This is a genomic window from Pseudalkalibacillus decolorationis, from assembly GCF_024609785.1.
In the GTDB taxonomy this organism is placed as follows: Bacteria; Bacillota; Bacilli; order Bacillales; family Fictibacillaceae; genus Pseudalkalibacillus; species Pseudalkalibacillus decolorationis.
This window is the reverse complement of record NZ_JANHJQ010000055.1, coordinates 1-11,953: the sequence shown is the minus strand read 5'-3', so window position 1 is coordinate 11,953 and position 11,953 is coordinate 1. Positions and strand designations below refer to the sequence as shown.

Sequence of the window (11,953 nt, the reverse complement as noted above, 5' to 3'; positions counted from 1 at the left end):
TCCGCCAGGAGCATCGCTGGGTAGCTACGTGTGGACGGGATAAGTGCTGAAAGCATCTAAGCATGAAGCCCCCCTCAAGATGAGATTTCCCATCGCGTAAGCGAGTAAGATCCCTCAGAGATGATGAGGTTGATAGGTCTGGTGTGGAAGCGTGGCAACACGTGGAGCTGACAGATACTAATCGATCGAGGACTTAACCTAAAAAGAAAAGCGAGACGACTGTCCTGAAACGACAGGCACTGGAGTCATGACGAGGAGGCTGTTGCCGCCGCAGGAATGACGAAGTGACCCCGAGTTTCAAGGAGTCGCAGCTAGACACCACTTCGATGTTTTCAAGAATCCGTTATCTAGTTTTGAGGGAATATTTTAAACAAAAACCCCTTGAAAATACGAGCTATTTTTAGTAGAATATATCTTGTCTTACAAAGACAAAAATTGTGGATCTTGAAATATAAGGTCTGGTGATGATGGCGAAGAGGTCACACCCGTTCCCATGCCGAACACGGAAGTTAAGCTCTTCAGCGCCAATGGTAATTGGGGGCTTCCCCCTGTGAGAGTAGGACATCGCCGGGCCAACTTTTTTCTTTCTTATCATTATTCCACAGTAGCTCAGTGGTAGAGCTATCGGCTGTTAACCGATCGGTCGCAGGTTCGAGTCCTGCCTGTGGAGCCATTGCTTCCATAGCTCAGCAGGTAGAGCACTTCCATGGTAAGGAAGAGGTCATCGGTTCGAATCCGATTGGAAGCTCCACTAAATATATAAAGGCCCCTTGGTCAAGTGGTTAAGACACCGCCCTTTCACGGCGGTAACACGGGTTCGAATCCCGTAGGGGTCACCATTTCGGAGGATTAGCTCAGCTGGGAGAGCACCTGCCTTACAAGCAGGGGGTCGGCGGTTCGATCCCGTCATCCTCCACCATTTACTTCAAATAAATGTTTTTGAAATTCTCTGCCGGCCTAGCTCAATTGGTAGAGCAACTGACTTGTAATCAGTAGGTTGGGGGTTCAAGTCCTCTGGCCGGCACCATTTATATAGTATGACTTATAGGTCTTTTTTTGTTGGAGGGGTAGCGAAGTGGCTAAACGCGGCGGACTGTAAATCCGCTCCCTCCGGGTTCGGCGGTTCAAATCCGTCCCCCTCCACCATCTTGAAAAAAATCTTTTCTACTAGGATAGCTAATAGTTATCCCAATGTAGGAAGGGACAAATTAGGTGAGTATCACCTTAATACGAGCCATTAGCTCAGTTGGTAGAGCATCTGACTTTTAATCAGAGGGTCGAAGGTTCGAGTCCTTCATGGCTCACCATTTTGACTCGAAAAACAATGAAATATGCGGGTGTAGTTTAGTGGTAAAACAAGAGCCTTCCAAGCTCTGGTCGTGAGTTCGATTCTCATCACCCGCTCCATTACGGGGCCTTAGCTCAGCTGGGAGAGCGCCTGCCTTGCACGCAGGAGGTCAGCGGTTCGATCCCGCTAGGCTCCACCATACATATAACTTTAACTCTCTTAACCAAACTGGTTAAGAGAGTTTTTTAATAAGAATAAAGAAAGTATAAGATTTTGATGCAAAGTTGTAATGTCTAGCTCCAGCGCGCAGGTGTTCGAGGTCGCTTCGATTCTTCCACAAACACAAAGAACGTGTTGTGTTACAGAATCTCCAGCGCTTGCACTAAAGCATAAGTGTAGCTAAGTTAATCGCCTAAAAACTTGGCATTTACCAAGTTTTTTTATCACACCTGAACAGGGCGCTTCCGCTTTTCTATGATGTCTAGCTCCAGCTCCATCCACTCGGATCAATGAGAATAATTGATGCCTGTTTTAACTACTTGGCTCAATATTCCATGGCTTTTCTGTACAAACTAAGAACCAAATGATGTAAACGCTTAATATTTATCCAGTTTCCTTTCAGAAATCGCTGTTTAGGCGCATAACTATACAAAATTGTGTCCAGTTGAACCACTCGGATCCAAGGCTCTACAATAGAAATAGAGCAAAATTAAAGAGGAGGCACAATATGAAGAAAAAAATCGGTATTCTAGGAGTTCCAATGGATCTCGGGCAAATGCGCCGAGGTGTCGATATGGGACCAAGTGCAATGAGGTACGCAGGAATTTTGGAACGGTTGGAAAATCTTGGATATGATGTTGAAGATCGTGGGGATATTGAGATTCCGCAACGAGAAAAAGTGGCGAGTAAAGAAACGAATCTCAAAAACTTGAAAGGTGTAATTGAGGCAAGTACTCGTCTTTCGGACGGTGTTCATCAACTTATTGAAGACGATCATTTTCCGCTTATTTTGGGCGGGGACCATAGTATGGCTATTGGGTCCCTTGCTGGGATTGCTCGTCATCATGATAACCTCGGGGTTATTTGGTATGATGCTCACGGCGACTTAAATACAGGGGATACTTCTCCAAGTGGAAATATCCATGGTATGCCACTTGCTATTAGCCTTGGTATAGGTGATGAGCAGTTAACGCAAATCAGTGGATATGGTCCAAAAATCAAACCAGAAAACATCGTTATTATTGGGGCACGATCTCTTGATGAGGGGGAACGTGAACTGATTCGAGAAAAGGGTATTAAAGTCTTCACAATGCATGAAATTGATAAAATGGGAATGACAAAAGTAATGCAGGAAGCCATTGAATACGCTTCAAACGGGACAGATGGAGTTCACTTGAGTCTGGACCTTGATGGATTGGATCCTGCTGAGGCACCAGGCGTTGGAACTCCTGTCCTTGGTGGAATCAGCTATCGTGAAAGTCATCTTGCAATGGAAATGCTTGCAGAAGCAGATATCCTTACTTCAGCAGAGTTTGTAGAAGTAAATCCAATTTTGGATGATAAAAATAAAACCGCAACTGTAGCCGTAGGCCTTGTAGGATCGTTATTTGGAGAGAAGCTAATATAAAAGTTTTTTCAAAAAAATTTGTATGACAGGAAATTAGTTAAATAGCTTGAACAAATTCTATATAGACAAAGAAAAGGGAATGACTCACCGGTCATTCCCTTTTTAACATGTAAAGAAAGTATGAAATTTTGCTGCATAGATGCAATGTCTAGCTCCAGCGCCCAGGTGCTCAAGGTCGCTTCGATTCTTCCACAAACACAAAAAGCGTGTTGTGTTGCAGAATCTCCAGCGCTTGCACTCCCAAGCATAAGCGCAACTTAGGGAATCGCCTTCGCTATGCTTGGCGCTGACCTAGTTTTCTTTATCCCACCTAAACAGGTCTTTTTCGCTTTTCTTACACGTTAAGAAAGTATAAAAATACTTTCTATAGTATAAGCGCAACTAAGGCTCAGCCTGCGCCATAGACTTGGCCTTGCCAAGTTTTCTTTAAAAATAAGAAGGTAGGGCTTTAGATTCAGCCTGCGCTAAGGCTAGGACCCGCCAAGCTATCTTTAACATCGTCATATCGGTTTAGTAGATCATCTAAGTATTGGCTGATTTCAACTACCTCATTTGAAAACAAGGACTTTTCCTTTGCAAGATGAAACATTTTCTTGCGAGACAGTTCAATTTCATCCAGTAAAAAACGCTCTTCCTTCGACATGCCGATCACCTGCCTTCGTTCGTGTGCTTTCTTTTTAACCACTATACCCGATGTTCGTAAAATTAAACCTTATTCTAACAAAATTATTCGGCAATTGGAAGTTATTCGTGTTAAAATAATCGATGGAGCATTTTTTGCAGGAGTAGCTCAGTTGGGGTTGAGTCTCTTTGAATAGATAGAATTTACGGGTATTGGGGAGACATTTTTGCATGGGCGGAGGTTCAGTATGGATATAACAATAAAACGTTTAGTCCGACTGGTCAAAAAAGGCGATCAAAAAGCCTTTGAGGAACTGGTAGATATATATAAAGATAAAGTTTATCATATTTGTTATCGTATGCTCGGGAACAGCCATGAAGCTGAGGATATGGCTCAGGAGGCTTTCTTGCGTGCTTACATGCATATTGAGCGATTTAATGAGGAACATAAATTTTCAACGTGGCTTTATCGTATCGCAACGAACCTAACGATCGATCGGCTTCGAAAGAAAAAACCGGATTATTATCTTGATGCAGAGGTTGCAGGCAGTGACGGTTTAACCTTATATTCACAGGTTGCGGTTGCAGAACAACTTCCTGAAGAAAAAATTGAAACCTTTGAGCTTCAAGATCGTATACAAGTAGAGATCTTGCAATTACCGCCCAAATATCGTTCAGCAATTACACTAAAATATTTGGAAGAGCTATCGCTTAAAGAGATCAGCAACATATTACAAATTCCGGTTTCCACAGTTAAAACCCGTATCCATCGCGGTCGAGAAGCACTACGGAAACGGCTAAATGACTTGGATTGTTAGGAGGATCTTTCATGAATTGCGATCAAAAATATATATTATATATGTACAATTGGGTTGATGAAACAATTGAACCTATTGAAAAAATAGAGCTGCTGCAACATGTAAAAAAGTGCGCGGGGTGTCAAAAGCAATTTGAGGAGATCAAAAAGACCGATCAACTTTTGGACACCCATCGTGCGATCAAGGCACCTAATGGTTTTACCTCAAAAGTGATGGATCGACTTCCACAGGAAAAGTCGTCGACCAAAGCCCGTCGTTGGTTTAAATCTCATCCGCTTTTAACAGCAGCGGTTGTGTTCTTGGTTTTGATGTCGAGTGCGATATTCAGTGAATGGGGTAACAATCAAAATAACCCGATTTCGGTTACAGCGAATGGAGCAAAGGTTCAGATAGATGAAGAACAGGATAAAGTGATTGTCCCTGAAGGTGAAGTGGTTAAAGGTGATCTTGTTGTTCGTAATGGGGATGTTGAGATTGCTGGAAAAGTAGAAGGGAGTGTGACCGTCATTAACGGTTCTCATTACCTTGCGTCTGCAGGTCATATTGCAGGAGATAGTGAGGAAATTCACCAGGTTACCGAATGGGTGTGGTACAAGATTAAAGAAGGTGTTAACACAATGGGGGGCTTATTTACTTCAGATTAGCCCATTCTAGCAAGTTTATTCAGGTTATTGATGGGGGTGACCTAATGACGGTCATCCCTTTCTTGAGAGGTAAAAAAGTATAAAATTTTGATGCAGAGAGGCAATGTCTAGCTCCAGCGCCCAGCCACTCGGATCACTTCAGTCCCCTTCCGGCGGCAACAGCGCCTCCTCAGTGGCCTTCCAGTGACCTTCGTGGCTTCCCAGGGCGCTTGCGCTTTTCTAACATGTTAATCCTATAGGACAGAAGTTCAAATCCGTGTCGAATGATATGTTATCGTTAAAAAGGAAGTTACAAACCAATTTGTGATATAATAATTAAGTTACATAGTAACAAACTGACCTTTGTTGGAAACAATGGAACTTAGTCGATCAGTTTGGAGGATGCGTATGTTTCCGATCGAAGATTTAAATATTTTAAATTACTTGAATGATATAATTGATATCCTCTTAGTCACCTACGTGATTTATAAGTTAATCATGCTGGTCAAGGGAACAAAGGCCATTCAGCTGTTAAAAGGAATTAGCGTTATTATCGCAGTCTGGTTTTTTAGTGGTATCTTTAAGCTTAACACGCTAAACTGGCTGATGGATCAGACGCTACTTTACGGTTTCCTTGTAATTGCTATTATCTTTCAGCCTGAACTTCGCCGTGCACTTGAACAGCTTGGGCGTGGGCGCTTTTTCTCACGTGGAATGATTGCAGAGGAAGAAGAAAAGAAAAATACAGTCGAAGCGATGATAAAGGCAACGAACTATATGGCCAAGCGCCGAATCGGTGCTCTTATCACGATAGAGCGTGAGACCGGGCTGCATGATTATGTGGAGACAGGGATTTCGATTAATGCGAACCTAAGTTCAGAGCTTTTGATTAATATATTTATCCCGAATACACCGCTCCACGATGGTGCTGTAATTATAAATGGCAATCAGATTTTAGCAGCAGCAAGTTATTTGCCACTTTCAGAGAGTCCATTTATTTCTAAAGAGCTCGGAACCCGTCATAGGGCTGCGCTCGGGATCTCTGAGGTAACGGACAGTGTTACACTTGTGGTATCAGAAGAAACAGGCAACGTCTCTCTTACGAAAAATGGAGAGCTCTACCGTAATTTAGATGAAGATATGCTACGAAAACTATTAGATGCTGAATTATTAGCAAAGTCGAAGCCGACTCCCTCATCGTCAAAGTGGAACTGGAGGGGGAAGAAAGATGGATAGATTACTTAACAGCCATTGGGTAGTCAAGATCATAGCATTCCTCATTGCTCTAATGATGTATACGAATGTCATTATTACCGGCGACCAGCAGGTGGATAATAATGGAGATGAAGGCATTAGTAATGACGAATCTATTTACGAAACACTCGATCTTGAAGCTAGGTATGATGAGGACAAGTATTTTCTAACGGGACTACCTGAGACAGTAAGAGTAGAATTCAAAGGCCCTCAGGCGGATTTAACAAAACTAAGACTACAACGTGAACAAACCGCCTATATTGATTTATCTGGGAAGGGCCCTGGTCAGTATACAATGAACATTCAGGTGCCAAATATCCCAGGTAATATTGACCCTATTTTTCAACAAAAAACAGTCACAGTGACGTTGCATGAAAAGAAAACAGAGGAGTTCAATATCTCAGTACAGTTAATAAACGAAGACAAGTTGGCTGAAGGGTATATCCCAGGCACACCAGAGCTTGAAATGGAGAAAATGGAAATTACCGGTGCGAAAGAAGTAATAGACGATATTGAGTATATTCGAGGCTTTGTCAATGTGGAAGGTGCAGAAGAAACAATCACACAAGAAGTTAAGTTGCAGGCGTATGACAGTAACTTTGACCCAATAGATATTAATCTTGACCCTGCAACAATTAACGTAACTGTACCCATTGAGAATCCAAGCAAGACTGTACCTGTTTCCATTGAGCAAAAAGGATCCCTACCAGAAGGTATAGAGCTTAAATCAGCTACCGCTAATGAAAAGGAAGTCACAATACATGCACCTAAGGATCTTCTAAGTGAGATTAATGGGGTGCGTATTCCGATCGATTTAAGCAAAATTACTGAAGACGAGACAATCGAAGTAGAAGTGCCTCTTCAAGAAGATGCCTTCTACTCGACACCAGGAAAGGTTAGCGTAAAAATCGATGTTGAAACGGTAGAAGAAACCTCTTCTTCTGAGGAGGAAACACCTGAACCAACTGCTAGTACCCGGACATTCAGTAATTTTCCCATTCAGGTGAAGGGATTATCGGAAAATGAAGAAGCCTCTTTTATTAAACCAGAACAAGGGGCATTTGAATTAACGGTAAAAGGAAATGAAGAGGATCTGCAAGAACTTACAGAAGAAGATATCGTTGCATTTGTTGATGTTAAGAGCCTTGAAGAAGGGCAACATGATGTGGCAATTAATGTCGAAGTACCACAAAAATTCACGTTTGAACCTAATCTGTCAGAAGCAACCTTAACCATCAGCAACAGATCCGCATAATGTGAAAAGGTAAGAAGGAGCGAATTTTAATATGGGTAAATATTTTGGAACAGATGGAGTCAGAGGAGTAGCAAATACAGAGCTCACACCTGAGTTGGCATTTAAACTCGGACGTTTGGGCGGGTATGTTCTGACGAAAGAAACCCAAAAACCGAAAATCATAATTGGACGAGATACACGAATTTCTGGGCATATGCTTGAGGGTGCCCTCGTTGCAGGTTTACTATCAATCGGTGCAGAAGTCATGCGACTTGGCGTAATCTCAACACCAGGGGTAGCGTACTTAACAAAAGCACTTGGTGCCCAAGCCGGTGTTATGATTTCAGCATCACACAATCCAGTTGGAGATAATGGGATTAAATTCTTCGGTTCTGACGGGTTTAAGTTATTAGACGAACAAGAGCAGGAGATTGAAGGATTACTTGACCAAGATGAGGATACACTCCCACGTCCAACCGGAAAGGAACTTGGATTGGTAAGTGATTATTTCGAAGGTGGTCAGAAATACCTCCAATTCTTGAAGCAAACGGTTGATGAAGACTTTGCTGGCCTTCGAATTGCACTTGATTGCGCACACGGGGCAGTATCATCTCTCGCACCGCATCTATTTGCAGACCTTGATGCTGATATTACAACGATTGGATCTTCTCCCAATGGTCTTAACATAAATGATGGTGTAGGTTCAACACATCCAGAAAAACTTGCAGAGCTTGTTAGGGAGAAAGAAGCGGATGTTGGTTTAGCATTTGATGGGGATGGTGACCGATTAATCGCAATTGATGAAAATGGGACGATCGTGGACGGCGATCAAATTATGTTCATATGCGCCAAACATTTCTATAACGAGGGACGATTGAAACAAGACACGATTGTTTCAACGGTTATGAGTAATCTTGGCTTTTATAAGGGACTCGAAGGATCAGGAATCTCGTCTGAACAGACTGCTGTTGGTGACCGCTACGTGATGGAGCGGATGCGTAATGGCAATTTCAACCTTGGCGGGGAACAATCCGGACACATTATTTTCCTTGACCACAGTACGACTGGGGATGGTTTACTTTCAGCATTGCAACTTGTAAACATTATGAAACTTACGAAGAAGCCTTTGTCAGAACTAGCAGGAGAAATGAAAAAGTTCCCGCAATGCTTGAAAAATGTGAAAGTAACCGATAAGCATCATGTTATGGAAAACCCAGCAGTGCAAGAGGCAATCCAACAAGTAGAGACTGAAACACAAGGAAATGGCCGGGTTCTCGTTCGTCCATCTGGAACAGAGCCACTAGTCCGCGTTATGGTAGAAGCACCTACCGAAGAGTTGTGTGAACAGTATGCAGATCAAATCGCTAGTGTTGTTCAAGAACAGTTAGGGTATATCGAATAATAATTTAAACTTACTTTTTAAAGGGTCAAAAAATCATGATAATGGCGAATACTATGCATAGGCAGCAAACCACACACACGGAACGTGCTGCTTATGCATATTGTTAAAATATCGCTACGGATAAATTTATTGACCGATGTAAGAATCTGTTGTATGATTCATCTTGCATGTTTTAGAATGTATTAAGTTCTAAAAGCAAACCTTTTATTCAAAAATGGAAAGGAGCATTAAAGTCAAAGCATTTATAAAAGCGCCTGAACTATTTCTTTCGGTTTTAATACCGACACTACGGTAGTGCATGAAATAGTTGACGAGGAAGAGGTTTATCGAACAATCGGCGGATACCTCTCGGTGATTCATCACAACCGGGGAATCATTACCCAAACCATAGAGGCGACTCTGTGAACAATGGTAATGATTGTGATGAGAAACGAACTAAATCATGATTGGGGGGCAACGGAAGCCCCTTATTGGCTGTTGCCCCCAACAGGGAGGTTTATTTATAATGTGTGGAATTGTAGGTTATATAGGGAAAGAAGATACGAAGGAAATTTTATTAAAAGGATTAGAAAAGCTTGAATACCGCGGATACGACTCTGCTGGTATTGCAGTAATGAACGAAGATGGTGTTCATGTTTTTAAAGAAAAAGGACGAATTGCGACACTCCGTGAAAATGTCGATGAGAAGGTACCAGCAAACATTGGAATCGGACATACACGTTGGGCAACTCATGGTGTACCAAGCAAAACAAACGCGCATCCACATCAAAGTACATCGAAGCGCTTTACACTCGTACACAACGGAGTCATCGAAAATTTTACACAAGTACGCAAAGAATTTTTGAAGGATGTTGAACTTACGAGTGAAACAGATACAGAAGTAATCGTTCAATTAATTGAGCACTTTGTAAAAGAGGGAAATGAAGTTGAAGCGGCTTTTAGCGAGACTTTATCTCTAGTAAGAGGTTCTTATGCGTTGGCATTACTTGATAACGAAAATCCAGAAACGATTTATGTAGGTAAAAACAAAAGTCCACTTTTAGTTGGAATTGGTGATGGATATAACGTTGTTGCAAGTGATGCAATGGCTATGCTTCAAAAAACGGATCAATTCGTTGAGTTGATGGATGAAGAAGTTGTCATCGTAACCCGTGATAATGTAACGATTAAGAACCTTGACGGTGAAAAGATGGAACGTGATCCGTTTACAGCAGAGCTCGATGCAAGTGATATCGAGAAGGGCACGTACCCACACTATATGTTAAAGGAAACCGACGAGCAGCCTTTGGTTGTCCGAAATATCATTAACAAATACCAAGACGAAAAAGGTAATTTAAAGCTTAATGATGATATTCGAAAAGCGATGAGAAACACGGATCGCATTTATATTGTAGCTTGCGGTACGTCTTATCATGCAGGGCTTGTCGGCAAGCAATTGATCGAAAAAATAGCTGAGGTCCCTGTTGAGGTACACATCGCCAGCGAATTTTCGTACAACATGCCACTCCTTTCTGAAAAGCCGTTATTCTTATTCATCTCACAAAGCGGTGAAACAGCAGATAGTCGTGCAGTACTCGTGCATGTGAAGAAGCTCGGTCACAAAGCACTAACGCTTACCAATGTACCTGGTTCAACACTTTCGCGTGAAGCAGATTATACGTTGGTGCTGCATGCTGGACCTGAAATTGCAGTAGCATCAACTAAAGCATATACAGCACAAATGGCTGTACTTGCAATCCTTGCAGTCGATACTGCTCGAGCAAAAGGGATCGAGCTTGAATTTGATCCGATCAAAGAGCTTAGTATTGTAGCAAATGCAATGGAATCCCTCTGTGATCAGAAGGAGGAGCTTGAGAAAATCGCCCGTGAATATCTTGCAGTCACCCGTAATTGTTTCTTTATAGGACGCGGAATCGACTACTATGTATGCTTAGAAGCGGCTCTCAAGCTTAAAGAAATCTCTTACATCCAGGCAGAAGGATTTGCTGGCGGTGAGCTCAAGCACGGTACAATCGCTTTGATTGAAGAGGGAACACCGGTAATTGCACTTGCAACACAGAAGCACGTCAACTTAAGTATTCGCGGCAATGTAAAAGAAGTCGCTGCACGTGGCGCTTACACATGCGTGATCAGCTCAGAGTCACTGCAGGATGAAGACGATCGAATCGTAATCCCTGACGTACATGAGTACCTTACACCACTCGTCAGTGTGATTCCAATGCAACTCATCGCCTACTATGCAGCACTGCACCGTGACTGCGATGTCGATAAGCCGCGTAACCTTGCAAAAAGCGTTACTGTTGAATAAGGAAATTAGTTAAATTGTTAAGTAACAATAAAGTTGTTTAAAAAACGCCAGTCATGCTCTTCAACAATCGGGCCCAGATTGTTGAAGATCTTAGTTGAAGTATAATAGAGGTTGAGGTTGTGAAGAAATATAGTTAAAGTAACGGTGGAAGAAGAGTTAGACATAGTCCATCAAGAATTTAGGAACATATTATAAAAAAGATAATATTCAATAATAACCCCCATTTACTTTATAAGAAATGGGGGTTACTTTATTCACCAAATTTAATCATTTTAATTAACTCAAAAATTTGGTGAACTTTCTTGGTTCATTTTTGAGTTAATAACTGATTGAAGGATATTACATATTGTTGTAATGCCTTGTTTTAATTGTTGCTCATTCATATAAGAGTAGCTGAGTCGTAAATGATGATTTTCTTGTTCTGTAGGGTAACATGCTGATCCAGGTAAGAAAGTAATTTGCTGTTTGCTTATGGAATCCCAAGGGGTACGCTGTTTTATCGTCAAGGAAGCACTGGGAATCTATTAATACAAAGAAAGGAATGAGGCCAAACTTGTAATGCTATGAAGAACTAGAGATAATTTTAATAAATAATTGAATCAATTTCATAATTCCATAATTTAAATAGACACAGACTTACAGAAATCAATTTTTTCATAATTTTTTTCAGTTTATGCTGCTGCTTGTTGTTGATTTAAACTGGCATTGATACGGTCTACAGCTAGTTTTGAAGCATTATAAACTAAAGTCACCAGGTCAAAATGGACTTTCGCACGTT

The 11,953-nt window shown here is 41.7% G+C and carries 8 protein-coding genes, 9 tRNA genes and 2 rRNA genes; 18 read left to right on the top strand and 1 reads right to left on the bottom strand.

Annotation, left to right across the window (positions count from 1 at the left end):
* From NON16_RS25065 to rocF, 12 genes are all read left to right on the top strand, one after another.
* Positions 1-201, top strand: a 23S ribosomal RNA gene (locus NON16_RS25065); the annotation flags it as partial.
* A gap of 256 nt (positions 202-457) precedes the next feature.
* Positions 458-573: ribosomal RNA gene (gene rrf / locus NON16_RS25060) — 5S ribosomal RNA — on the top strand.
* Positions 574-598: 25 nt separating this feature from the next.
* A tRNA-Asn gene (locus NON16_RS25055) sits at positions 599-673 on the top strand.
* A gap of 2 nt (positions 674-675) precedes the next feature.
* A tRNA-Thr gene (locus tag NON16_RS25050) sits at positions 676-751 on the top strand.
* Between the two features lie 13 nt (positions 752-764).
* Positions 765-839: transfer RNA gene (locus tag NON16_RS25045), tRNA-Glu, on the top strand.
* A gap of 4 nt (positions 840-843) precedes the next feature.
* A tRNA-Val gene (locus tag NON16_RS25040) sits at positions 844-919 on the top strand.
* 32 nt (positions 920-951) lie between these two features.
* A tRNA-Thr gene (locus NON16_RS25035) sits at positions 952-1,027 on the top strand.
* A gap of 34 nt (positions 1,028-1,061) precedes the next feature.
* Positions 1,062-1,146, top strand: a tRNA-Tyr gene (locus tag NON16_RS25030).
* Positions 1,147-1,231: 85 nt separating this feature from the next.
* Positions 1,232-1,307, top strand: a tRNA-Lys gene (locus NON16_RS25025).
* A 26-nt stretch (positions 1,308-1,333) separates the two neighbouring features.
* Positions 1,334-1,407 (top strand) — tRNA-Gly (locus NON16_RS25020).
* A 4-nt stretch (positions 1,408-1,411) separates the two neighbouring features.
* Positions 1,412-1,487: transfer RNA gene (locus NON16_RS25015), tRNA-Ala, on the top strand.
* 528 nt (positions 1,488-2,015) lie between these two features.
* The gene (gene rocF, locus NON16_RS25010) at positions 2,016-2,915 is read left to right on the top strand and encodes an arginase (RefSeq protein ID WP_257352334.1); all 900 of its coding nucleotides are present in this window, start codon (positions 2,016-2,018) and stop codon (positions 2,913-2,915) included.
* Positions 2,916-3,369: 454 nt separating this feature from the next.
* Here the strand turns inward: rocF and NON16_RS25005 are convergent, their stop codons facing one another.
* Positions 3,370-3,558, bottom strand: coding sequence for an aspartyl-phosphate phosphatase Spo0E family protein (locus NON16_RS25005; RefSeq protein ID WP_257352332.1), 189 nt, complete (start codon positions 3,556-3,558; stop codon positions 3,370-3,372).
* A gap of 226 nt (positions 3,559-3,784) precedes the next feature.
* Between NON16_RS25005 and sigW the strand changes: the two genes are divergently transcribed.
* The 6 genes from sigW to glmS all read left to right on the top strand — a co-directional run bounded on the left by sigW (position 3,785) and on the right by glmS (position 11,175).
* A complete protein-coding gene (sigW, locus tag NON16_RS25000) occupies positions 3,785-4,354 on the top strand; it encodes an RNA polymerase sigma factor SigW (RefSeq protein ID WP_257352331.1) in 570 nt (189 codons plus the stop codon).
* An 11-nt stretch (positions 4,355-4,365) separates the two neighbouring features.
* The gene (locus tag NON16_RS24995; protein ID WP_257352330.1) at positions 4,366-4,998 is read left to right on the top strand and encodes an anti-sigma factor; all 633 of its coding nucleotides are present in this window, start codon (positions 4,366-4,368) and stop codon (positions 4,996-4,998) included.
* 387 nt (positions 4,999-5,385) lie between these two features.
* Entirely contained in the window at positions 5,386-6,213 is an 828-nt protein-coding gene (gene cdaA / locus NON16_RS24990) for a diadenylate cyclase CdaA (RefSeq protein ID WP_257352327.1), read from the top strand.
* Positions 6,206-7,486 (top strand): CdaR family protein, encoded by a 1,281-nt coding sequence (locus NON16_RS24985; RefSeq protein ID WP_257352325.1) that lies wholly within the window; start codon positions 6,206-6,208, stop codon positions 7,484-7,486. Before cdaA ends, NON16_RS24985 begins: the two co-directional genes overlap by 8 nt.
* Positions 7,487-7,517: 31 nt before the next feature.
* Positions 7,518-8,867, top strand: coding sequence for a phosphoglucosamine mutase (glmM, locus tag NON16_RS24980; RefSeq protein ID WP_257352324.1), 1,350 nt, complete (start codon positions 7,518-7,520; stop codon positions 8,865-8,867).
* A 505-nt stretch (positions 8,868-9,372) separates the two neighbouring features.
* Positions 9,373-11,175: a glutamine--fructose-6-phosphate transaminase (isomerizing) gene (gene glmS, locus NON16_RS24975; protein ID WP_257352323.1), complete on the top strand. Its 1,803-nt coding sequence runs from the start codon at positions 9,373-9,375 to the stop codon at positions 11,173-11,175.
* Positions 11,176-11,953: the final 778 nt, after the last annotated feature.